General features: G+C 64.9%; 22 protein-coding genes. 11 read left to right on the top strand and 11 right to left on the bottom strand.

Going from position 1 to position 23453, the window contains the following annotated elements; genetic code table 11:
• Positions 1-4: 4 nt before the first annotated feature.
• The 4 genes from E6B08_RS12415 to argC all read right to left on the bottom strand — a co-directional run bounded on the left by E6B08_RS12415 (position 5) and on the right by argC (position 3917).
• Positions 5-778, bottom strand: coding sequence for an NAD(P)-binding domain-containing protein (locus E6B08_RS12415; RefSeq protein ID WP_136914274.1), 774 nt, complete (start codon positions 776-778; stop codon positions 5-7).
• A 13-nt stretch (positions 779-791) separates the two neighbouring features.
• Complete coding sequence (locus tag E6B08_RS12420; protein WP_136914275.1) at positions 792-2111, bottom strand: NAD(P)/FAD-dependent oxidoreductase; 1320 nt, start codon at positions 2109-2111, stop codon at positions 792-794.
• Between the two features lie 101 nt (positions 2112-2212).
• Entirely contained in the window at positions 2213-2899 is a 687-nt protein-coding gene (locus E6B08_RS12425) for a GNAT family N-acetyltransferase (protein WP_136914276.1), read from the bottom strand.
• Between the two features lie 79 nt (positions 2900-2978).
• The gene (argC, locus tag E6B08_RS12430; protein ID WP_136914277.1) at positions 2979-3917 is read right to left on the bottom strand and encodes an N-acetyl-gamma-glutamyl-phosphate reductase; all 939 of its coding nucleotides are present in this window, start codon (positions 3915-3917) and stop codon (positions 2979-2981) included.
• 131 nt (positions 3918-4048) lie between these two features.
• On the opposite strand from argC, the gene E6B08_RS12435 reads away from it, so the two are divergent.
• Positions 4049-4930, top strand: coding sequence for a LysR family transcriptional regulator (locus E6B08_RS12435; protein WP_136914278.1), 882 nt, complete (start codon positions 4049-4051; stop codon positions 4928-4930).
• Positions 4931-4933: 3 nt separating this feature from the next.
• Here the strand turns inward: E6B08_RS12435 and E6B08_RS12440 are convergent, their stop codons facing one another.
• The 4 genes from E6B08_RS12440 to E6B08_RS12455 form a co-directional block, all read right to left on the bottom strand.
• Entirely contained in the window at positions 4934-5584 is a 651-nt protein-coding gene (locus E6B08_RS12440; protein ID WP_136914279.1) for a TIGR04211 family SH3 domain-containing protein, read from the bottom strand.
• A 104-nt stretch (positions 5585-5688) separates the two neighbouring features.
• Positions 5689-6978: a glycosyltransferase gene (locus tag E6B08_RS12445; protein ID WP_136914280.1), complete on the bottom strand. Its 1290-nt coding sequence runs from the start codon at positions 6976-6978 to the stop codon at positions 5689-5691.
• A gap of 85 nt (positions 6979-7063) precedes the next feature.
• Positions 7064-8113 (bottom strand): cytochrome D1 domain-containing protein, encoded by a 1050-nt coding sequence (locus E6B08_RS12450; protein ID WP_192938657.1) that lies wholly within the window; start codon positions 8111-8113, stop codon positions 7064-7066.
• Between the two features lie 89 nt (positions 8114-8202).
• Positions 8203-8490, bottom strand: coding sequence for a hypothetical protein (locus E6B08_RS12455; RefSeq protein WP_136914282.1), 288 nt, complete (start codon positions 8488-8490; stop codon positions 8203-8205).
• Between the two features lie 179 nt (positions 8491-8669).
• On the opposite strand from E6B08_RS12455, the gene E6B08_RS12460 reads away from it, so the two are divergent.
• The 3 genes from E6B08_RS12460 (at position 8670) to E6B08_RS12470 (ending at position 11661) form a co-directional block, all read left to right on the top strand.
• Positions 8670-9149, top strand: coding sequence for a VOC family protein (locus E6B08_RS12460; protein WP_136914283.1), 480 nt, complete (start codon positions 8670-8672; stop codon positions 9147-9149).
• A 198-nt stretch (positions 9150-9347) separates the two neighbouring features.
• Positions 9348-10694 carry a dimethylsulfonioproprionate lyase DddP gene (gene dddP / locus E6B08_RS12465; RefSeq protein WP_136914284.1) on the top strand — a complete coding sequence of 449 codons (1347 nt, stop codon included), beginning with the start codon at positions 9348-9350 and terminating at the stop codon, positions 10692-10694.
• 139 nt (positions 10695-10833) lie between these two features.
• A complete protein-coding gene (locus tag E6B08_RS12470) occupies positions 10834-11661 on the top strand; it encodes a mechanosensitive ion channel family protein (RefSeq protein ID WP_136914285.1) in 828 nt (275 codons plus the stop codon).
• 21 nt (positions 11662-11682) lie between these two features.
• Here E6B08_RS12470 and E6B08_RS12475 read toward each other — a convergent pair whose 3' ends face one another.
• Positions 11683-13863, bottom strand: a complete 2181-nt coding sequence (locus tag E6B08_RS12475; RefSeq protein ID WP_136914286.1) for a TonB-dependent receptor — start codon at positions 13861-13863, stop codon at positions 11683-11685.
• Positions 13864-13971: 108 nt separating this feature from the next.
• Positions 13972-15057, bottom strand: coding sequence for an AbrB family transcriptional regulator (locus E6B08_RS12480; protein WP_136914287.1), 1086 nt, complete (start codon positions 15055-15057; stop codon positions 13972-13974).
• 123 nt (positions 15058-15180) lie between these two features.
• On the opposite strand from E6B08_RS12480, the gene E6B08_RS12485 reads away from it, so the two are divergent.
• Complete coding sequence (locus tag E6B08_RS12485; protein ID WP_136914288.1) at positions 15181-16083, top strand: LysR family transcriptional regulator; 903 nt, start codon at positions 15181-15183, stop codon at positions 16081-16083.
• A gap of 17 nt (positions 16084-16100) precedes the next feature.
• On the opposite strand, the gene E6B08_RS12490 is transcribed toward E6B08_RS12485, so the two are convergent.
• Positions 16101-16967, bottom strand: a complete 867-nt coding sequence (locus E6B08_RS12490; protein WP_136914289.1) for a LysR family transcriptional regulator — start codon at positions 16965-16967, stop codon at positions 16101-16103.
• A 134-nt stretch (positions 16968-17101) separates the two neighbouring features.
• Between E6B08_RS12490 and E6B08_RS12495 the strand changes: the two genes are divergently transcribed.
• The 6 genes from E6B08_RS12495 to E6B08_RS12520 all read left to right on the top strand — a co-directional run bounded on the left by E6B08_RS12495 (position 17102) and on the right by E6B08_RS12520 (position 23417).
• Positions 17102-18223: a muconate cycloisomerase family protein gene (locus tag E6B08_RS12495; protein WP_136914290.1), complete on the top strand. Its 1122-nt coding sequence runs from the start codon at positions 17102-17104 to the stop codon at positions 18221-18223.
• Between the two features lie 135 nt (positions 18224-18358).
• Entirely contained in the window at positions 18359-18649 is a 291-nt protein-coding gene (gene catC, locus E6B08_RS12500) for a muconolactone Delta-isomerase (protein WP_136914291.1), read from the top strand.
• A gap of 49 nt (positions 18650-18698) precedes the next feature.
• Positions 18699-19634 (top strand): catechol 1,2-dioxygenase, encoded by a 936-nt coding sequence (gene catA / locus E6B08_RS12505; RefSeq protein ID WP_136914292.1) that lies wholly within the window; start codon positions 18699-18701, stop codon positions 19632-19634.
• A gap of 265 nt (positions 19635-19899) precedes the next feature.
• Positions 19900-21258: a spinster family MFS transporter gene (locus tag E6B08_RS12510; RefSeq protein ID WP_136914293.1), complete on the top strand. Its 1359-nt coding sequence runs from the start codon at positions 19900-19902 to the stop codon at positions 21256-21258.
• A 1-nt stretch (position 21259) separates the two neighbouring features.
• Complete coding sequence (locus E6B08_RS12515; protein WP_136914294.1) at positions 21260-22219, top strand: helix-turn-helix transcriptional regulator; 960 nt, start codon at positions 21260-21262, stop codon at positions 22217-22219.
• A 97-nt stretch (positions 22220-22316) separates the two neighbouring features.
• Positions 22317-23417 carry an NAD/NADP-dependent octopine/nopaline dehydrogenase family protein gene (locus tag E6B08_RS12520; RefSeq protein ID WP_136914295.1) on the top strand — a complete coding sequence of 367 codons (1101 nt, stop codon included), beginning with the start codon at positions 22317-22319 and terminating at the stop codon, positions 23415-23417.
• Positions 23418-23453 lie beyond the last annotated feature (36 nt).

Consider the following 23453-nt stretch of genomic DNA (forward strand, 5'->3'; position numbering starts at 1 on the left):
GCATTCACAGCCGCGAGCGGGTCAACAGGCCATCGAGCACCACTTCGCACGCCGCCCCCCAGGTGGCGGCGACCGGCTGGTGCATCAGCACCGCCAGCCCATCGGCAGTGAAGGTGCCAGGTGTGGCGATTGCCTCACCCAAGGCCTTGAGGCTTTGCTCCGGCTGCCTTTGCCCGGCACTGACGCAGTCCTGCAGGTTGGCCAGCACCAGCGCACGTGCCTGGTCAGATGGCAGGCCCTTGTCGCTCAGCCACTGCTGCAGGTCGTGCAACAGGAAATAGAACCAGCCATTCATGCAGGCCGCCACGGTGGCCAGCTCGAAAGCGGGTTCATCGGCCAGCACCACCAGCGTGCCCAGCGGGCCAAGGCATTGCTCTGTCTGGGTATCCGTTGGGCAGACCACTACCGTCGATGCGTTGTACTGCGCACTGTACGACAGCATCGCGCGCACGCAGTGGGCACCTGGGAAGGCGGCACCCAGTTGCTCCAGGTTCACCCCGGCCACCAGCGACACCAGGCGTTGCCCTGGCCGCAGGCGCACCTCGCTGGCCAGTTGCGCCAGCGCATCGGGGCGCACACCGACGATCACCAGCTCGGCCCCGTCTACAACCGCCTGGTTGCTCGGCAGCACCTGGCAGCCATGCTCGGCGGCCAGCGCCCCGGCTCGCTCTGCATTGCGCGGGGACAGCAGGATGGCGCCGGCAAAGCTGCTGCGGCGCAGGCCATGCACCACTTTTTCGGTCAGTTCGCCAACCCCGAGGATGCCCAGGCTGTGCATGTTGCCTCCTTGTTCAGCTTTCCAGGCCAGCGCGGCGCTGGCCCCAGTGCAGGTTCAGGTTGACCCCCAGGCTCAGCAGCGGCTCTGGAGGGTTGCGGTTGGGGCCTTCGGCGCCGAGCAGAAAATCGATCAGTTCGTCGCGCTCGCCACACAGCCAGTCGGCCAGCAGGGTGCCTGTGGCGGTGCCACGGGTGATGCCCAGGCCATTGCAGCACAGCGCCGCGTGGACATTCGGCGCCAGGCTGCCGAAGTGCGACTGGTGATTACGCGACAGGCACATCGAACCGCCCCAGGTGTACTCGAACGGCATGCCCGCCAGCATCGGGAAACGTCGTTCGAACGACGTGCGGTGCTGTCGCCCGGCTCGGTCCAGGTAGCGTTGGTGGGCGCGGCCATCGGCGTTGAAGCTGAAACTGTTGCGCACCAGCAGGCGCTGGTCCGGGGTGCGGCGCAAGGTGCTGCCGAACGGGTCGGCGGGGATGATGCCCCAGGTCGCCTTGCCGCCCAGGCCCGCCTGTTCGTTGTCGGTCAGCGGCCGGGTCATGCTGGCGTAGGTGAAGATGGGCAACAGGCGCCCGGGCAGGAAGCCGAAGTACGAGGCGAAGGCGTTGTTGGTCAGCAACAGTTGGTCGGCGACGATCTGGCCGCCGGCGTGATGCAGGGTGATGCGCGAGCCCTGTTCCAGGCGGGTGATGGTGGTGCGTTCGTACAGCGTCACGTTGTCCGGCAGGCTTTCGGCCAGGCCCTTGGCCAGCGCCGAAGGTTGCAGCAGCTGGGTGCCGGGGGTGTACAGCGCCTTGCGGTAGAAAGGCGTGCCGAGGTGCTCGGGCAGGTCGCGGGCGTCGATCATCTGGTAGGGCTGGTCGAGTTTGTCCAGGCCGCTGCGGTAGGCCTCGAGCACGGCCAGCCCCTTGTCCTCGACCGCCGCCTGGTATTTGCCATCGGGGTGCAGCTGGCAATCGATGCCGTGCTGGCGGATCAACTGGCCGAGGATCGCCTGGGCGCGCAGGTTGAGCTTGAGGTTCATGCGCGCCGTGGCCAGGTCGCCGATGTAGTCGGGGGCGCCGATGTCATGGGGCAGGTCGATGGCAAAACCCGAGTTGCGCCCCGAGGCACCGAAACCGACTTCCTGCGCCTCGACCAGCACCACCTCGTCGTGCGGATGGTGCAGGGCCAGTTGCCGCGCCGCGGCAAGTCCGGTGAAGCCGGCGCCGAGCACGACCCAGCGCGCCTCGCTCCGCCCCTGGTGCGCTGGACGTGGCTTACGCTGGGGGCTGAGGTGAAACCAGCCGCAACCATTGTCGTCCGCGGGGGTCGAGGTGTTTCTGTACATGGGGCTTTATCCGTGTTGTTTTCGCGCCACTATCGCACCGGCGTCAGACCCACGGATATAACGGAAGGGACGGGTCATGGGAGGTTGGCACCTCCCGACCGTCAATGCACGCGCTTGCGCAGGCGCTCGCAGGCCCGTGCCTGCTCGGCCAGGGCGTCGAGGTGCTCGTCGCGCTGCTGCTCGGCCTCGATCATGGCGTCCTCGCCCTGTTGGTTGAGCAGGTAGGTATGGATCTGCATGACCTCGGCGCTCTGGTAGATCGGCGCGATGTCGAGGCGACCGATCAATGCGCCGCTGGGGTGGCCGGTGCTGCTCATCAGCACCTGTGGCCCATTGGCGGCCACCACCTGCATGCCCAGGGCTTCGAACCAGGCGACTTGCCCGGGCAGCGGGTTGATTTCGACGCAGGCGTAACGCGATTGCAGGTCGCCGAGCAGGGCGCGGGCGATCCCCTCGCGGCGATGCGCGGGCGACACCACCAGAAACGCCAGGGCGCAGGCTTGCGGATCGTCCTGTGCCGGTAGCGCCAGGGCGAAACCGAGCATCTGCTCGGGCGCTTCTGCGTCCAGAGCCAGGGTCAGCTCGACCTCGAGCCCACGGGTGCCGTCCATGGCTTGCAGGTATTGGTGCACTTCCATGCCGACGCCGTACTGGTACAGCGGGTAGAGCGCGTTGTCCGGGCTGATGGCGACGCTGCTCAGGGTGCTGACGTGGTGGATGACCAGTTCGCGGATCTGGTTCTGGAAGGACTCGGGCGGCACGCTGTCGAGGCGGCTCAGGATAAACATCGGTAGAAGGGCTCCGGCACGGGTGAAGACGGCGCGCCTTTGCGCGCGCGGTGCCCAGTCTAACCGTTTTTGTCGTCGTCTAGGCCTGGTGCCGTGCCGCCAGCATCAGGTCGAGGTTCTGTACCGCCGCGCCCGAGGCGCCCTTGCCCAAGTTGTCAAACACCGCCGTCAGCAGCACCTGGCCATGCGCCGGGTTGGCGTACAGGGCCAGGCGCAAGTCGTTGCTGTCGTTCAGTGCCTCGGGATCCAGTGCCTTGGCTGGGCCGTCCTGGTGCAGCGGCATCACCTGGACATGGCGGGCGCCCTGGTAGTGCAGCTCGAGACAGGCTTGTAGGTGTTCGGCGCTGATTCCGGCAGGCAGCAGGCGCAGTTGCAGCGGGATGCTCAGGACGATGCCCTGGCGATAGGCGCCGTAGCCGGGCATGAATACCGGCCTGGCGCTGAGCCCCGCGTGCTGCTGGATCTCCGGGACATGTTTGTGAGCCAGCTCCAGCCCGTACAGCTGCAGGGTGGGGACTTCACCCGGGTTGGCCTGCTCGTGGCGCTCGACCGCAGCGCGGCCGCCCCCGGAGTAGCCGGAGATGGCATGGATGCTCAGCGGGTAGTCGGCCGGCAGCAGGCCGGCGTTGACCAGGGGCCGCAACAAGGCGATGGCCCCGGTCGGGTAGCAACCGGGATTGCTGACCCGCCTAGCCTGGGCGATGCGTTGCGCCTGTCGTTCGTCGAGTTCCGGCAAGCCGTACACCCAGCCCGGCGTGGTGCGGTGCGCGGAACTGGCGTCGATGACCTGCACGTTGAGGGTGGTGATGCTCGCTACCGCGTCGCGGGCGGCCTCGTCGGGCAGGCACAGGATGGCGATGTCGGCGCTGTTGATGGCCTCGGCGCGGCGCTGCGAATGCTTGCGCTCGGCCTCGGGCAGGGTCAGCAGGCGCAGGTCATTGCGGCCCTGCAGGCGCGCGTGTATCTGCAGGCCGGTGGTGCCTTGGTCGCCGTCGATGAAAACCAATGGGGTGTGCATGGTGAGGGTCCGGGCTGGGGGAGAGGCCCTATGCTCGCCGCTGGCCATGATAATGAAAATTTGAATATCATGACGATGACGTTCATTTTTCCTGAATCACAAGCTTTCCAGATGCCAGAGCGAGTACCACAATGCGAGAAATCAGCCTCGATCGCCTGCGCACCCTGGTGGTGATAGCCGACCTGGGGTCGTTCGCCGAGGCCTCGCGCCAGCTCAACCTGGCGCCGCCGACCATCAGCCTGCATGTCACCGAGCTCGAAGCGCGGGTTGGCGCCCCCTTGCTGACGCGCAACCGCGGCCAGGTGCGTCCCACCGCCGTTGGCGAGACCCTGCTGGCACATGCCCGGCGCCTGCTGGCCGATGCCGACCGGGCGCTGGACGATGTGCACCGCCAAGTCCAGGGCTTGACCGGGCGCGTGCGCCTTGGCGCTTCGACCGGTGCCATCGCCCACTTGTTGCCTGCGGCGCTGGAGCACCTGCGTGCAGCGCACCCAGGCATCGATGTGCAGGTTCAGGTGCTCACCTCGCAAGCCTCCCTGGCGCGTTTGCGCGAAGGCACGCTGGATATCGGCCTGGTCGCCTTGCCGCAGGTGGCGGGCAAGGGGCTGACGCTGAAACCCTGGCGCCGCGATCCGATCCTCGCCTACGTACCGGCCGACTGGCAGCCACCGGCGCGGGTCACCCCCGCGTGGCTCGCCCAGCGGGCGCTGATCCTCAATGACAGCAGCACCCAGTTGTCACGGGTGACCGGGGAATGGTTCGCGGCGGCGGGGCTGTACCCCACGCCGCGCATCGAACTGAACTACAACGATGCGATCAAGAGCCTGGTGGGTGCGGGCTATGGTGCCACCCTGTTACCCCAGGAGGGCGCGGCTACCGAGCTCGACCCGCGCATCGTGCGCCGGCCCTTGCGGCCAGGGCTGTGGCGCCAGCTCGGTATCGCTTGCCGCGAAGGCCAGCCGGAGCGGGCCACGGCACATGTGCTGGAAGCACTGGCGCGCTTGCAGGAGTAAGGCTCAGAACCAGCGGTCGTTCTTCTTGCGACCACGGGTCAGGGCCGGCAGGATCAGGCCTGCCAGCAGGCCGGCACCGGCGATGCTGCCGCCATAGACCATGTAGCGCATCATCACCTGCTTGTTTTCGTCGCCCAGGCGCGCCTGGGTGTCACGCAGGTTGGACTGGCTCTGGTCGAGCTGTTCGCCCAGGGCCTTGTTGCGCGCTTCCAGTTCGTCGATCAACTTCTTGCGCGAGTCGAGGGTTTCCTGCATGCCCTGAACGCGGTTCTTCCAGCTGTCGTCGATGGTCTTGAGCTGTCCGGACAGTTCCGCCACCTGGGCATCGAGCTGCGGCAGACGCTCGCTCTGGCCCGGGACCGACTGCAGGTCGTTGGTGAGGATCCATACCAGGTCGCCGTTCTGCCCGCGGACCTGGCTGTAGTTGCCCTGGCTACCGACCAGGGAGAGCTTTTGCCCGGACTTGAGCGTGCCGACGATGCGATGCCCGTCGGTGGGGCCGCTGCGCACGTAGGTACTCAGGCTGTCGCTGACCCAGCGCGCGTCGCTGGCCGGCTCTTCGGCGTGCGCCGGGATGGCCAGGGCCACCAGGGCGGCGATGAGGCTGCCACGCAGCACGGGGAGGGCGGGGGAAGCGGGGCGGGATTCGGGCATGTGGGGTCTTCGCTGCAACAGGACAAAAATAGGCCCGGTGATTGGGCCGACGAACCGGTCGATGGATTGACCGCCAGGCAAAGACCGTTTTTTTGTAGGCAGGTTCACTGCTTGGTGTCGGAAATGTCTGCAGGATGTTGCGAACTAGTGGTATCGAGGGGTAGGGCAACGTCAGCCCGTCGATTCAGTTTTCCCCAAGTATGGGAGTGTTTACTCAGCGCACGGCACATCCCGCACCATGCAGCCAGGTACTCGATCAGGTCAATCAGCCATCCCGCTCTGAAGTCAGCAGAAGGAGAGTTAAGCCCCCTGGCCGTCCGGCCTGCCACCTCCACGCGCCAGGCCCAATGGGTATAGGCGTAACCAGCAAGAATATTTGCGAGTACAGCCGTTAGGTAAATACCAGGCCAAAGAGAGCAATTGGGGCTAGCGAGGCCGATAAATCCGTAGAGCAGTAGCACTAAGGACACCGGAAGGCAAGTAAGCGGTATGAGTAGGTCGTTAATGAATCCGTATAGCACGATTGTACGGTTTCTATTACTGCCTCCGAACAGCCGCTTACGATGCTTGAGCATGATTTGGAACTTACCCGTGCTCCAACGTACACGCTGTTTGAAAAGGCTGTGCAGAGTATCTGGCACTTCGGTCAGCGCCCAAGCGTCAGGCGCATGTTCTAACCTGTGACCGGCAAACAACAACTCCAACGTGAGATCCCTGTCTTCGGCGAGTGTGCTTTCGCTGTAACCGCCAATCCCCCGTACCGCTTGGGTGGAGAAAAGGCCTATGGAGCCCGGTATCACCAATAGCAGATGCAGAGGAGCCAAAGCACGACGAGCAACGTTGTTGGTCGCAGCGTATTCGAGCATCTGACCTACATACACCAATCCTTCGCCACTAACGCTGCCTCCTGCTATCAAGTGCCCGGATACTGCGTCAGTTCCTGGGATGGAGAAAGCCTGAGCTAGATTGTGCAAGGTATCGGGGAGAATTTGGGTGTCCGCATCAATGCCAGCATAGGCTGCGCTAGAGACCAGAGAGAGGCCGTGATTCAGTGCCGAGGCTTTGCCTCCCGACGCCTCGGCAACATAGTGGATCACTTCACCATACTGTCGCTGCAAGGCAAGAACTACATCCTGAGTATCGTCAGTTGAGCCGTTGTCGATGCAAATCACTTGGGCGATACATACACCTTTGGAGCGCATAACGGCGTTCACCGTAGCCCCCAGCACCTTGCCTTCATTATAGGACGGAATTAGTACCGAGATAGGCAGTGGCTTATGCTCAGGTACTGTCTGCTTTGCAACCGGTGTTGCTTTAGCTCGCCTCAGCAACCACAACGTTTGCAGTGTAAAGCTAATGAGCAGCACCGTCGCAACTAATGGAATCGTATGCATCGTTGTTCATCTTCCGCAGGGTGAGGCGGACATGGTAGTACCCGAGTCACCTGGGCGCAGCTGACAAAATTACTAGGTCACGTTGTCAGTTTGGTTCCTGCGCCTGCCGCACGATAGCCAGCGCGTCCGGCTCTGGCCCGGCCTTCCAGCGGTCTTTCTCGCTCCAACTGGCCGTGTCGATGACGGCCACCTGGTCCCCTCCGCTGATCGCCACGTACACCCGCTTGCCATCGGGCGAGACCACCGCGCCGATCGGCAGCGCCTCGGCACCCAGCAGCGTCTGGCGATACTCATCACCTTCACGGGCCAGGCCGATGCGCTTGATCTCGCGCTTGGCCGCCACATCGATCACTGCCAGCTCGGCCGACTTGGCGCAGGTCACCAGCGCGTATTTGCCATCCGGGGTCATGGCGACGCGGATGGGGAACAGGCCTGTGCGAATCCGGTCGGTGACCTCCAGGCGCTTGGCATCGACGATCACCACCTCGTTGCCTTCGCGGTTGCTGACCCAGACTTCGCTGCCGCTAGGGTTCACCGCCACGCCTTCACTGCCATTGCCGGTCGGAATGTCGGCGATCTTCTTCTTGTGCAGCAGGTCGACCACCGAAAGCGTTCCGGCGTCCACATGGGTCACGTAGGCTCGGTCGGCTCCGGGAGCGAGCGCGACCATGTGCGGTTTGCCGCCGCCGACGTCGATGCGGTCCAGCACCTTGCCCTGGGCGAGGTCGACGATCAGCAGGCGTTCGCTGTCCTCGGTGGTGACCACCACGCGCTGGCTGTCGGGCAGGAAGCGGATGCCGTGGGGGCGCGAGTCCTTGCCGAGATCGACGGTGCGCATCACCGCGCGCGACGACCAGTCGATGACGCTGAGGCTGTTGTTGGCGGTACCCTGGGCGCCGTAGTTGCCGACCACCGCCAGTTGCGCGTTGGGGGCCACCACCACCTCGTGGGGGCCTTTGCCCACCGCCAGGCGCACTAGTTCCTTGCCGCTGTCGATGTCCAGGGCCGAGACACTGGCGTCGGCCTTGTTGCCTACCAGCAGCACGTCGGCGGCGAGGGCGGGGGTGACGCAGGCCAGCAAGGCGCTGGCGGCAATCCAGTGGCGAAGTGGGGAGAAAACAGGGGGAAAGGGCATGTCCAGTCTCCTTTGTGCGTGCGGTCCATGATGCATGCTCAAAGGGTGTGACCGGGCTGTGACGGCTGGAGTTTAGACTTTTTGCGTGGCTATTGGCCGGGCGGGTGGTTGCGCCTGCCGGGTGCCTGGCCCTGATCGTCCGGCACGCCGGCTGACAGCTCGTCGGGCAGGGGCATCAGCGGCTCCGCCTGGGTGGCCCAAAAGGCGTCCTTGCGATGCACCGGCTCGAAGCTGAAGCGCTGGCCGGCGACAGGTATGCAGGCATGGTCGACCAGCTCCTTGCCCAGCAGCAAGGCGCAGCAGCCAGGGCAGACGATGCAGCCGAAATCCTTGTCTGCGCTGAACCAGGCGATACGACCGATCAGGCGTTGGTTCATGGTGAGGTCTCCCGTGGCGCGCACGGTCGCTATGCCACGCCATGGTCGCTGATCGGGCCGATCTACGAAACTGGCAGTTTTACCAGGCAGGTCGTGCCGCGTCGGGGCGACCAACTGCAGGCCGGTGCCCCACCAGGTGCCTAGACTGAGGGTTCACCCATGATTCATGGAGCCTCGCCATGACTGCCAAGAACTCCATCTGCCTGTGGTACGACAAGGATGCCGAGGAGGCAGCCAACTTCTACGCCGCGACGTTCCCTGACAGCCGTGTGTTGGCCGTGCACCCAGCACCTGGCGACTACCCTTCGGGCAAGCAGGGAGAGGTGATAACCGTCGAATTCGTCGTCATGGGTATCCCCTGTGTCGGGCTCAACGGCGGCCCGACATTCCGTCACAGCGAGGCCTTTTCCTTCCAGGTGCGGACCGAGGACCAGGCCGAGACGGACCGCCTGTGGCACGCCATCGTTGGCAACGGCGGCCAGGAAAGCCAGTGCGGCTGGTGCAAGGACAAATGGGGGGTGTCATGGCAGATCACCCCGCGCGTGCTCCTCGAGGCCATCGTCAACCCAGACACTGCCGCCGCCAAGCGGGCCTTCGCGGCGATGATGACGATGGGCAAGATCGACGTGGCGCAGATCGAAGCGGCGCTGCGCGGCTGAGCCGTGCAGGTCACTCGCCTGCTTCGACTGTGCTTGATCATGCGTTTTTGTAATCGATTGACCCTCTAAAATGTCATGCCTGGCTTGGAAAGGCTGGCTCTAGACTGTGATCAGCCAGCAGGTGGGTAGGGGGGGGAACTCATCGCCCGCCGATAGTCCGACGCATGCCCAACAATAAGACAAGGACCCTTCCAAGCCATGATGAATTCGCCGTTCTCGATTCCCGCCCACGCCCGCCGTATCGACCCAGCCCGGCAACGCGCCGCCGCCCTCAAGGCCGATGGCTCGGTAGACGACAACGACCGCACCGAAATCGGCCCGACCCCGCTGGCCTTCGCCGAGTGGGACCGACTTGGCCTGCGGGCGCCGCATCTGCCCAGCATGCGCGAATACCGCTTGCAGCGCCTTTGCCAACAACTGATCGCGCGGGACCTGGGCGGCATTCTGCTGTTCGACCCGCTGAACATCCGCTATGCCACCGACACCACCAACATGCAGCTATGGACCACCCACAATCCGGCCCGGGCGTGTTTTGTCGCCGCCAGCGGCCATGTGGTGCTGTGGGATTTCCATGGTTGTGACCACCTTTCGGCGCACCTGCCGCTGGTTACCGAGCTGCGCAGTGGCGCCTCGTTTTTCTACTTCGAGACGGGCGATCGCACCGATGAGCACGCCAGGCGTTTTGCCGCCGAGGTCGATGCCTTGTTGCGCAGCCATGCGGGCAGCAACCGCCGCCTGGCGGTGGATCGTATCGAGGTCGCCGGGCTGCGTGCCCTCGACGCGCTTGACGTGCAAGTGCACAACGGCCAGGAGGTGACTGAATTCGCCCGGGCGATCAAGGGGCCCGACGAAATCCTCGCCATGCGCTGCGCAGTGGCTTCGTGCGAGGCAGCGGTTGCCGAAATGCGCCAGGCCATGCGTGCCGGGGTCACCGAGAACGATGTCTGGGCGGCGTTGCATGCCGGCAACATCCGCCGTGGTGGCGAATGGATCGAAACGCGGATTCTCAGCTCCGGCCCACGGACCAATCCCTGGTTCCAGGAGTCCGGCCCGAGGGTGCTCAGCGATGGCGACCTGCTGTCGTTCGACACCGACCTGATCGGGGTGTACGGCTTCTGCGTGGACATGTCGCGCAGTTGGATTTGTGGCGACCTGCAGCCCACTGCCGAGCAGAAGCGTCTGTATCGCATCGCCCACGAGCACATCAGCCGCAACATCGAGATGGTCAAGCCCGGCGTGCGGTTCACCGAGCTGACCCGTAACGGTCACCGCCTGCCCGAAAGCTGTCGCGCGCAACGTTACGGTGTGATGTTCCATGGTGTTGGACTCTGTGACGAATATCCGAGCATTCGTTATCCCGAAGATCTCGATGCCTATGGTTACGAGGGCGAACTGCAGCCGGGCATGGCGTTGTGCGTGGAGGCCTATGTCGGCGAGGTGGGCGGGCGCGATGGGATCAAGCTGGAGAACCAGTTGCTGGTGACCGAGGACGGGTATGAGCTGTTGACCCATTACCCGTTCGAGGACAGTTTCCTGCTGGATTGACTCAACCCTCGAGGCGCGACCTGGTAAAACTGCCAGTAGCATTGATGCCTTCGGTGCAGGAGGCTTTGCGGACCGGATCCTCGCCCAGGCGGCACCTGCTGGCGGGGATTCCTGTCATCTGGTCTTGGGGGTTACCGCCATGGACGAAAGCAAAGCCATTACCGAAGCACAGGGTTCACTCGCTGCACTGCAGACATGGTTGGTCGAGCATGCAGCGTCCTTTGTCGTCACCGTCGTGGTGGCCATCGTACTGTGGGTGCTGGGCCGCTGGCTGATCAACTTCCTGGTCAAGCTGGTCCAGCGCTCGCTGGCCCGCCAGAAGTTCGATCCCACGGTGCTGCGCTACGTCGGCTCCTTCATCACGGTTACCCTGAACATCATCCTGGTCATCGCCATCCTGGGTTATTGCGGTATCGAGACCACCTCGTTCGCTGCGTTGCTCGCGGCCGTAGGCCTGGCCATCGGCATGGCATGGTCGGGCCTGCTGGCCAACCTCGCGGCCGGCGGATTCATCATCGTGCTGCGCCCGTTCAAGGTCGGCGATGTGGTGGAAGTCGGCGGGGTGAAGGGGACGGTGGTGGAGATCGGCCTGTTCGTCACGTCCATCAATACGCCCGAGAACGTCCTGGCCCTGGTGGGAAACAACAAGGTGTTCGCGGAGAACATCTTCAACTACACGACTCATCTGTTCCGGCGTCTGGAGTGGTCGGTGGCGTTGCCGCGCGAGGGCGCCTGGGAGGGCTTCGACAAGCTGGTCGCAACCCGGCTTGGCCAGTTGCCGCATATCTTGCCGGAACCTGGGCCGGTCACCGACCTGCGTATCGACGAGCAGGGGGGCGCGCAGCTGGAGGTGAAGGCGTACTGCGAGGACGATGAGCGCGACGCCATGCACGAAGTGGTGCAGAGCCTGCTCGATGCGTTGGTGAAAGAGGCCGGGCGAGGCAAGCCGGCCCCGACTGCAGGCTAGCCTGCAGTCGGGGGTAGCCGGTCAGAAGTCGATGGTGCCGGAAAACTTGACCAGGCGTGGCTCGCCCTGGGTCAGGTAGCCGCCGTTGGCCGAGGCCCAGTAGTTCTTGTTGGTCAGGTTTTCCACGTTCATGCGCAGGGTGATGTCCTTGTCCCAGCCCTTGAAGGCGTATCGCGCACCGGCGTCGAAACGGTTCCAGGCCGGCAGCTCGAGGTTGTTGGCCTGGTCGGCGAACTGGCCACCGGTGCGCAGCATGCGGGCGTTCAGCGCGGCGCCTTCGATGCCTGGGATGTCCCAATCGACGCTGGCGTTGAGCTGGAAGGTCGGTACGCCGATGGCGTGGTTGCCATCGTTGGCGCCGCCTGCGGTGTTCTTCAGCTCCGAGGTCATGCGCGTGCCACCGGCCATCAGGCGCAGGCCATGGATCGGCTCGCCGAACACGCTCAGCTCGATGCCTTTGTTGACCTGTTCGCCGTCGTGCACGAACACGTTGTCCTCGACGTAGCCATCGGTGGGCTTCTCGATGCGGAACACACCGAGGTTGGCGCCGAAGGTCTGCAGGTCGAGCTTGATACCCGCTTCGAGCTGCTTGGTGCGCCCTGGTGGGAAGGCCTGGCCTGCGTTGGTGATGCCGCTGCCCGAGGCGGTGGGGCCTTGGGCCAGGCCTTCGATGCGGTTGGCGTACAGCGATACCGACTCGGTCGGCTTGTAGACGATGCCGTATACCGGGGTGGTGATGCTCTTGTCGTAGAGCGCGGTGCGGCTGCCGTCGGAATCGTCGAAACTGGTGCCATCGTAGCTATAGCTTTCGACGCGCAGTTGCTGGCGGCGGATGCCATAGGTCAACAGCAGGGTGTCATCGAACAAGCCGACAGTGTCAGAGACGGCCAGGCCACGGTTGCGCGTCTTACCCGTCACGCCTGGGTCGCCAAGGTCGCCACCGGTGAGGGATATGGCGGTGGGCTTGGGCAGCTTGGTTCCGTGATAGATATCGGTGTTGCCCGCCGTGGACTTGTAGAACACATAAGCGTTCTCCTGCTGGGTCCAGATGGTCGTGGCACCGATCGCGATCTGGTGGCTCACCGGCCCGGTTTGCAAGCGGCCGTTCAGGCCGGCGGCGAAGCTCACGTTGTCTTCGTTGTGCGGAATCTCGGAGCCACCAATGGTCGCGGTGCCGTCGTTACCGACCAGCTTCGGGGTGCCATACACACCGGTTTCGCGTGTGTGCTTGGCCCCTCCGGAAAGGTACGCGGTCCAGCTGTCGTTCAGGTCCCAGTCGCCGCGAATCATGCCGAAGGTGTCTTCGGTCTCGGTGTAGGTCCAGCTCTGCCCGTAGTTGTGCTTGGCGTCCGGCGCGGTTGGAATGCTGGTCGCGGAGCCTAGTTGCACGCTGTTGCGCAGGTGGTTGACGCGCTGTTTCTGGTAGCCGAAGTCGGTGGAGACGCGGAAGTCGTCGCCGCGGTAGTCGAGGCCGGCGACGAACAGCTTGGTGCGCTGGCTCTGGTCGTCGACGGCAGTGTCGCCTTCGCGCTGGCTGAGGTTGACCCGCGCCCCCCAGCGATTGTCCTCGCCGAAGCGTTGGCCGAGGTCCAGGTGCTCGCCGATGCGGCCATCGCTGCTGATGTCCTGGGTGTAGCGGCGGGTCGGGGTATCGCCAGCGCGCTTGGCCACCAGGTTGACTCCGCCGCCCAAACCGCTACCGGTGGGCGATGCGCCGTTGATGAAGGCGCTGGGGCCCTTGAACACCTCGACACGCTCGATCGCGTCGGTCGACAGGATCTGGCGCGGCAGCACGCCATACAGACCGTTATAGGAAATGTCGTCGCCACTCAGTGGCAGGCCACGGATCACGAACACCTGGGACTGGTTACCGAAGCCGAACGACTGGCGCACCGACGGGTCGTTGAGCAGCACGTCGCCGACGTCCTCGGCCTGCTGGTCCTCGATCAGCTTGGAGGTGTAGCTGGTCATGGTGAACGGCACGTCCATCATGTCCTGGTTGCCCAACACGCCCATCTGCCCGCCACGCGCGACCTGACCGCCGGCATAGGCCTCGGGCAGGGTATTGGAATTGACCTGGTCGGTGCTGGCGGAGATGTCGGTGGCGCCCAGTTCGATGACTGGGTCGGCAGCCTGGGCCAGGAACGACACCGAGCAGCACAAGGCGAGCAGGGTGGGGCGGGACGGGAATGGGAAAACCATCGGTGGCACCTGTCAAAAGTTGAGTGCCACCCTGGCAATGAGATCCATTTGCAGGTGCGAATACTAGCAGCTGTGATTGCGAATTAGTATCGATTGCTAATGAAATTTTCACATTTGCCGTGAGCCGTTGTCTGTCTGGGTCCAGCGAATGATCTGCCGGGCGCAGTACGCCCCGGTCAGAATCACCCCGAACAGGCGCAATGTCTGCATGGCCAGCACCAGCCCGACATCGGCGTGGGTCTCCACCGCGATGATCGCCATGGCATCCAGGCCACCGGGGCTGGTGGCCAGGTACATCGACAGGAAGTCGGTGCCCATGGCCAGGGCCAGCACCCAGGCACAGGCCGCGCACAGCAGGATCAACGCCACCGCGCCAGCGATCATGGTCGGCAGGCGTTTCCACACGTAGCGCACGGTCGGGCGGTCGAAGCGCAGGCCGATGTAGCAGCCGATGGCGCCGTAGGCGAAGGCCAGCAGCGGCTCCGGCAGGGTGATGGTGAGCAGCCCGCTCAGTTGCAGCGCGCCACCGATCAACAGCGGCGCAAGCAACGCACCGGCCGGCATGCGGTTACCGGCGACGATGCCGATCAGCACCACGGCCAGGCTCGCCAGCACATTCACCAGGTGTGGCCCATCGTTCAGCGCTGGTGCATTGGCCACCGCGCCAGCTTCTGGCGTGGCGCCCAACAGGTGGCTGACCAGCGAGCCGATCATTACCACGCAGACCACCCGTACGTACTGCATGGTCGCCACCACGCGTGCGTCTGCGCCATTCTCCTCGGCCATCGACACCATCGCCGACGCCGCGCCCGGCGCCGTCCCCCAGGCGGCGGTGCTGCCGGGGATGCCGCCGAAGCGCACGGTGCCGAGGCCGACCACGGCGCTGAGCACCACCGTGACCAAGGTGGCGACCACCATCAGCGGCCACGACTGCGCCACCGACATCAGCACTGCCCAGGTCACCGAATGCGCCACCAGCAGGCCGACGCAGCCCTGGCCGAAGCGAAACACCTGGCGGTGCAGGTTCAGCTTGGCGCCGCACACGCCGAACAGAATGGCCACCAGCATGGGGCCGAGGAACAAACCGGCCGGTACGGCCAGGTAATGAAGCAGTTGCCCGAAGGCTGCCGCGCAGAGCAGCAGGGCGAGCCATGGGAAGAAGGGTCTGGATAGGCCGGAAAGGGCGGTCTGCAACGTCAATACTCCTTGTGCAGCGGTGACTCGGGCTGGCAGCGCCAGCGCGGAAAATTATCGACGGCGCAATCGATCAAGTCTATTTTCTACTTTTGATGAATCCATAACTGAAATTCATGAATCATGGACCTGCGTGACCTGACCTATTTTGAAACCATCGCCGAACTTGGCCACCTCGGGCGCGCTGCCGAGCGCCTCAACCGCAGCCAGCCGGCACTGAGCAAAAGCATCCAACGCCTGGAGGAGTCGCTTGGCACGCGCCTGTTCCAACGTGATGGCCGGCGTATCAAGCTGACCGAGGTGGGCCAGTTGCTGCTGGCGCGGGGCAAGCAGCTGCAACTGAACATCGCCGAAACCGAACGCGAGGTGCGCGACTTCGCCAGCGGACTGGTGGGCAACATCCGCCTGGGCTGTGCGGCGAGCATGTCCGATCACTTGCTGCCGCACCTGACCGCGGCCTTGCTGGAGCGTGCGCCTGAGGTCACCTTGAAACTGTCGATCGCCCAGGACGACGTGCTCAAGGAGTCGCTGCGGGCCGGGCGCCTGGATGTGATCATCTCGCCGCAGATCGCTGACGATCCCCAGTTCACCACCCACGCCATCCTCGAGGATGAAGCCATCGTCGTGGCCAGCGTCGACCATCCGGTGTTCGCCGGGCCCATTGCGCTGAAAGACTTGTGCCAGTATCGCTGGGTGCTGGGCGGGCCAACGGTGATGGCCAGGCGGTGGATCGACAACGCGTTCATCGCCCGGCACCTGCCGGCACCACGGGTACAGATCGAAACCAACGCGCTCTCGCTGTTGCCGCGTCTGATTGCGCGCACCCAGCTGCTGAGTTTTGCCGCGCGGGAAACCTTGGCCTATGGCATCGGCCAGTCATGGCTGCGCGAAGTGCCGCTGGAAGAAACCACCATGCGCCGCACCGTGGCCGTGTCAGTGCGCACCGAGGGCTATCTGCCGCCTGCTGCGGGGGCGTTGGTGGCGTTGCTGAAGGAGCAGGGGCGGAACTTCTTCGAGCGTGATTGAGTGTCCTGCTACTGGCTTCACAGCTGGGCCAGCAACGCCAGGCTTCGCTCGACCATCGGGCTGGTATCGCCCTTGCGCCGACTGAGAATGATCGGGCTGACCGCGCTGCTGTCGAGCAAGCCTGCGTACTCGATATCCGGGCGGTGCTGCTGTCGCACCGACTCCGGCACCAGGGTCACGCCTAGGCCCACCGCCACCAGGCCGATGGCGGTCTGCAATTCGTTGGCCCATTGGCTGACGCGCAGGCTCAGGCCATGGTGGCCGAACAGCGCCAGCACATGGTCGGCATAACTCGGCCGGGGATTGGCCGGATAGAGGATGAACGGCTCCCGGGCCAGTTGTTCCAGCGTCAGCGCCGCGCCCGCCAGGGCGTGGCCCTTGGGCAGCACCGCGATCAGCGGATCTTCGCGCAGCACCTGCTGGATGATGGCCGGATCGTCGACGCGAATGCGCCCGAAGCCGATGTCGATGCGCCCGTTCTTCAAGGCCTCTACTTGCTGCACGGTGGTCATCTCGTTGAGCCCGAGTTCCAATTCACTGTCCTTGCGTAGCTCGCGGATCAGTTCGGGCAGCACCGTGTACAGGGTCGAGGGCGCAAAGCCGATGCCCAGCCATTGGCGCTGGCCATGACCGATGCGCCGGGTGTTGTCGCTCACCGTCTGCAGTTGTTGCAACAGCGTGCAGGTCTGCTCATAGAAGTAACGCCCGGCCTCGGTCAGGCGCAGCGGCCGCTCTCGCACCACCAGCAAGGTCCCGAGCTGTTCCTCGAGCTGGCTGATCTGCCGGCTCAGCGGCGGCTGGGCGATGTGCAGCAGTTCGGCGGCGCGGGTGAAATTCAGCGTTTCCGCCAGGACCTTGAAGTAGCGAAGGTGGCGCAGCTCCATCAGACCTCCAGGGTATCGTGGGAGATTCAATTGATATTGGACGACGGCCAGGGTCTCGCGCAATGCTTGAATTATCAAGTAAATGTAGTGGCGGCTGCGCAGTGTGCGCGCCGACTAGCCGGGACCTGCGAACCATGACACACGCCCTGATCGAGCGAATCGACGCGATCATCGTCGACCTGCCCACCATCCGCCCGCACAAGCTGGCCATGCACACCATGCAGCAGCAGACCCTGGTGGTCCTGCGCCTGCGCTGCAGCGACGGTGTCGAGGGCATCGGCGAGGCCACCACCATCGGCGGCCTGGCCTACGGCTACGAAAGCCCCGAGGGCATCAAGGCCAACATCGACGCGCACCTGGCGCCGGCACTGATCGGCTTGCCGGCGGACAACATCAACGCCGCCATGCTCAAGCTGGACAAGCTGGCCAAGGGCAACACCTTCGCCAAGTCGGGCATCGAAAGCGCCTTGCTCGATGCCCAGGGCAAACGCCTCGGCCTGCCGGTCAGCGAACTGCTCGGCGGCCGTGTGCGTGACAGCCTGGAAGTGGCCTGGACCCTGGCCAGCGGCGACACCGCCCGCGACATCGCCGAGGCCGAGCACATGCTCGAAGTGCGCCGTCACCGGGTGTTCAAGCTGAAGATTGGCGCCAACCCGGTCGAGCAGGACCTCAAGCACGTGGTGGCGATCAAGCGCGAACTGGGCGATCGGGCCAGCGTGCGCGTGGACGTCAACCAGTACTGGGACGAGTCCCAGGCCATTCGCGCCTGCCAGGTGCTGGGCGACAACGGCATCGACCTGATCGAACAGCCGATCTCGCGCATCAACCGTGGCGGCCAGGTGCGCCTGAACCAACGCAGCCCAGCGCCGATCATGGCCGACGAATCGATCGAAAGCGTCGAGGACGCCTTCAGCCTGGCCGCCATTGGTGCCGCCAGCATCTTCGCTTTGAAAATCGCCAAGAACGGCGGCCCTCGCGCCGTGCTGCGTACCGCGCAGATCGCCGAGGCGGCGGGTATCGCGCTGTACGGCGGGACCATGCTGGAGGGCTCGATCGGCACGATGGCCTCGGCCCATGCCTTCCTCACCCTGCGCCAGTTGACCTGGGGTACCGAGCTGTTCGGGCCGCTGCTGCTGACCGAGGAGATCGTCAACGAGCCGCCGCAGTACCGCGATTTCGAACTGCATGTACCCCGTACACCAGGCCTGGGCCTGACCCTGGACGAGCAGCGCCTGGCGCGTTTCGCCCGTCGCTGAGCGACACGTGACCCTGTAGGAGCGGGCTTGTCCCGCGAACACGGGCGAAGCCCGGGCCATCCACGGCGGTGTCTGCTTCGCGGGGCAAGCCCGCTCCTACCACAACGCACAAACGACTGATGTAAGGAGAACCCCATGCTGTTCCACGTGAAGATGACCGTGAAACTGCCGGTCGACATGGACCCGGCCAAGGCTGCGCAACTGAAGGCCGACGAGAAGGAACTGGCCCAGCGCCTGCAGCGCGAGGGCACCTGGCGTCACCTGTGGCGCATCGCCGGGCACTACGCCAACTACAGCGTGTTCGACGTGCCCAGCGTCGAGGCACTGCACGACACGCTGATGCAGTTGCCGCTGTTCCCGTACATGGACATCGAAGTGGACGGCCTGTGCCGCCACCCCTCGTCGATCCACACCGACGACCGCTGATCCAAGCTGGCAAACGACTACCTGACAAGAACAATTCGAGGTAAGCACCATGACCGTGAAAATTTCCCATACCGCCGAAATCAAGTCCTTCTTCGAGGAAGTGGCGGGCCTTGGCCATGCCGAGGGCAACCCACGCTTCAAGCAGATCATCCTGCGCATGCTGCAAGACACCGCGCGCCTGATCGAGGACCTGGAGATCAGCGAGGACGAGTTCTGGCACGCCGTGGACTACCTCAACCGCCTGGGCGGGCGCAATGAGGCCGGGCTGCTGGCCGCGGGCCTGGGCATCGAGCACTTCCTCGACCTGCTGCAGGATGCCAAGGATGCCGAGGCCGGCCTCACTGGCGGCACCCCACGCACCATCGAAGGCCCGCTGTACGTGGCGGGTGCGCCGCTGTCCGAGGGCGAGGCGCGAATGGACGACGGCACCGACCCAGGCGTGGTGATGTTCCTCCAGGGCCAGGTGTTCGACGCCGACGGCCAGCCGCTGGCCGGTGCCACCGTCGACCTGTGGCATGCCAATACCCAGGGTACCTATTCCTACTTCGACTCGACCCAGTCCGAGTACAACCTGCGCCGGCGCATCGTCACCGATGCCGAAGGCCGCTATCGCGCCCGTTCGATCGTGCCGTCCGGCTACGGCTGCGACCCGCAGGGCCCGACCCAGGAGTGCCTGGACCTGCTTGGCCGTCACGGCCAGCGCCCGGCGCACGTGCACTTCTTCATCTCGGCGCCGGGGCATCGCCACCTGACCACGCAAATCAACTTCGCCGGTGACCAGTACCTGTGGGACGACTTCGCCTACGCCACCCGTGATGGCTTGATCGGCGACCTGCGTTTCATCGAGGACGCGGCCGCAGCGCGCGATCGTGGCGTGCAGGGCGAGCGCTTCGCCGAGCTGGCATTCGACTTCCACCTGCAGGCAGCCAAGGCACCCGAAGCCGAAGCGCGCAGCCACCGTCCACGCGCGCTGCAAGACGCCTGAACACCGCTCCCCCTGTAGGAGCGGGTTTACCCGCGAACACGGGCTTCGCCCGTGCCATGCACCGCAGTGTCTGGTTCGCGGGTAAACCCGCTCCTACAGGGGGAGTGAACGATGAACCACCGCGTCAAACGCCATACCTCCATTCCAATAACAATAAAGGTCTTTGGTCATGCCTACATTCGCCGAGCGTGCGCTCGCCTGTTGCTGACAGGTCACTGCCTTGTAAACCCCTTTTCCAGGCTGTCCCCATCAGGAACGTGCGAGCATGACGAATCTCACCCAAGCGCAACCCATCAAACAGCGCGAAAAGCGCTATTTCTACGAGTGGTACGTGGTCATCCTGTGCATGGTGGCCTATATCTTTTCCTTCGTTGACCGGCAGATCCTGGCACTGATGATCGAGCCGATCAAAGCCGACCTGCAGCTCAGCGACACCCAGTTCAGCCTGCTCCACGGCCTGGCGTTCTCGCTGTTCTACGCCTTCATGGGCATGCCCATCGCCTACCTGGCAGACCGTTTCTCGCGCCCGCGGATCATCGCCCTGGGCGTGATCTTCTGGAGCATCGCCACGGCTGCCTGCGGCCTGAGCAAGAACTTCGTGCAGATGTTCCTGGCGCGCATCGGCGTCGGTGTCGGCGAGGCGGCGCTGTCGCCTTCGGCGTACTCGATGTTCAGCGACATGTTCCCGAAAGAAAAACTCGGCCGGGCCGTGGGTATCTACTCGATCGGCTCGTTCGTCGGTGGGGGCATCGCCTTCCTGGTCGGCGGCTACGTGATCACCTTGCTCAAGGACGCGCAAACCATCGAGGTGGCTGTCCTCGGCGCCATGAAGGCCTGGCAGCTGGCGTTCTTCATCGTCGGCCTGCCGGGGGTGATCGTCGGCCTGTTGGTCTGGCTGACCGTGCGCAACCCCGAGCGCAAGGGTGCACAACTCGATGCCGACGGCAACGTGCGCAAGGTCAAGCTCACGGACGGCCTGCGCTTCATTGGCCGCCACCGCGCGACCTTCGGTTGCCACTACCTGGGCTTTTCCTTCTACGCCATGGCGTTGTTCTGCATGATGAGTTGGACGCCCGCGTTGTACATCCGCAAGTTCGGCATGAGCCCCTCGGAGGCTGGCTTCATGCTCGGCACCATCATGTTGCTGGCCAACACCAGCGGCGTGGTGTTTGGCGGCTGGTTGACCGACCACCTGGCCAAGCGCGGTCGCAGCGATGCCGCCATGCGCACCGGGGTGATCGGCGCAGTGGGCATGATCGTGCCGGCCGTGCTCTACTCGCAGGTCGACCAGCTGTGGCTGTCGGTCACGTTGCTGGTGCCGGCGATGTTCTTTGCCTCGTTCCCGATGCCTGCGTCCACTGCCGCGATGCAGATCCTCTCGCCCAACCAGGTGCGCGCCCAGGTGTCGGCGGTGTTCCTGCTGATCAGCAACCTGCTCGGGCTGGGCCTGGGCACCACGCTGGTGGCGCTGATCACCGACCGCTATTTCGGTGCGCCGGGCGCGGTCGGCTCGTCGATGTCGATCGTCAGCTTCGTCGCGTCGTTGCTGGCCATCGTGCTGTTGGCCAGGGGCTGCAAATGCTTCCGCCAGAGCATGCAACGCCAATACCCCGGCGTGGCCTGAAATGCTCGCCGACATCCAGCTGCTCGAGCGGTTCGTCCTGGTCGACTCGCGTGATGTGACCGAGATGCAGGCACAGTTGGCCCGTTACCTGTGCCCGCACCGCCTGCGGATGCTCGACGACACGCCGCCGCACCTGCAGGTCAGTGGCGTGGAGTTCGGTGGCGCGCGGCTGCTGGAGCTGCATTACGACGCCCCGGTGGAAGTCAGCCTGGAAGGCGACGGCGAACACTACCTGTTCCGCGGCACCCTGCAGGGCCGTTGTGAGGTCACCCAGGGACGGCAGCATGCGGCGGTGGCGGCGGGTGGGTTGAGCATCAGCTCGCCGTTCGCCCACAGTCGCATCGTCACCGGCGGCGCTTGCCGCAACGCGGTGCTGAGCCTGCCGCGCGAGGCCCTGGAGGTGCACCTGCAGCGCCTGCTGGGCTGCAGCTTGCGCCGGCCTCTGGCGTTCGACGTGCCGCTCGCCGCCAACCATCCTGGCGTCCACGCGCTGGGTTTCGCGCTGGACTACATCTGTCGGCTGTTCGCCCTGGACCTGAACCTGGCAGCGCTGCGCGGTGGCCTGTCCGATCATCTGGCGCAGTTGCTGCTGACCCAGTTGCCGCACAACTACACGGGTGAACTCGACCAGGCGCACGGCACGCCCTTGCCCAGCCATGTGCGCCGTGCCCGCGACCATATCGAGGCGCACCTGGATCAGCCGCTGACCCTGGCCAGCCTGTGCGCGCTCAGTGGGGTGTCGCTGCGTACGCTGCAAAACGGCTTTCGCCGGTTCCTCGGGCAGACCCCGGTCGAGTACATCCGCGAACGGCGCCTGCTGGCCGTGCAGCGCGCCCTGGCAGCGGGCGAGGGCAGTGTGACAGAGGTATTGCTGCGTCATGGCATCAATACCCCAGGGCACTTCACCCAACAGTACCGGCGCCGCTTCGGATGCCTGCCCTCGGCCACCCTCAAGGGTTGAGTCGCTGCGCAATCGGTAGGGTGCCTGCGTGATCTGCAGCGCCGCGTGAACCCCTGCTGGCTAGCATCGGCGTACTTCAACACGCGGAGCAATGCCCATGAACATCACCATCCTTGGAGGCGGCCACGGCTGCTACGCCGCTGCCGTCGAAATGGCCGAACGTGGCCACACCACGCGCCTGTGGCGGCGCGACCAGGCAGCACTGGGCGACCTGCAGGCCATCGGCGCACTGACCGTGCGCGATTATCGCGGCACCCGCCAGGTCGCGCTGGGTGAGCAACTGACCCTGGTCGCGGACCTGGCCCAGGCACTGGAAGGTGCGCAGTTGGTGGTCATCCCGCTGCCGTCGACCACCCACCTGGCGCTGGCCGCCGAAGTCGCGCCACTGCTGCGCGATGGCCAGGTCGTGTTCCTGCCGCCGGGCACCTTTGGCAGCTACGTGTTCGCCAAGGCCATGCGCGACTGTGGCAACCCGGCCGAGGTGGCCTTCGCCGAAACCGGTACCTTGCCGTACCTGGTGCGCAAGCATGGGCCGGACCAGCTGGTTATCAGTGCCTACGCCACGCGCCTGCCGACCGGGGTGCTGCCCAGCCGCCTGGCGGCGCAGGCGTTTGCCGTGCTGCGCGAGGCCTACCCCAGCGTCGAGCCCATCGAGGACGCCCTGAGCGGAGCGCTGATGAATGCCGGCCCGATCATCCACCCGCCGCTGATCATGATGAACGCTGGCCCCCTGGAGCACTTCGAAGCCTGGGACATTCATAACGAAGGCACCCAGCCATCGATCCGCCGGGTGACCAACCAGCTCGATGCCGAGCGCATGCGCGTACGTGAAGCGTTGGGTTACCCGGCCCCGCACTTCCCGTTGGCCGACCACTACAACACCGACCAGGGCGAGGAGTGGATGTATGGCCGGGGGGCCCACGGCAAGCTTACCGACAGCGGCGACTGGCGCGAGAAGATTGACCTGCAGCAGCACCGCTACATGCTCGAAGACACCCGCCTGGGGCTGTCGCTGCTGGTTTCGGTGGGGCGTTGGGCGGGCGTTCCGACGCCGGTGGCCGAGGGCTTGCTGGCGCTGGCCTCGGCGGTGACCGGGCGCGACCTGTACGCCGAGGGGCGGACGCTGGAGAACCTTGGCATCGCCAGCCTCGACCAGGCCGGCATGCGCGCGCTGCTGCGCGAGGGGGTGGCGGCATGAGCGAGCCACTGCGGCACATCGCGGTCGTGGGGCCGG

The sequence above is a fragment of the Pseudomonas putida genome (genome assembly GCF_005080685.1).
Taxonomy (GTDB): Bacteria; Pseudomonadota; Gammaproteobacteria; order Pseudomonadales; family Pseudomonadaceae; genus Aquipseudomonas; species Aquipseudomonas putida_V.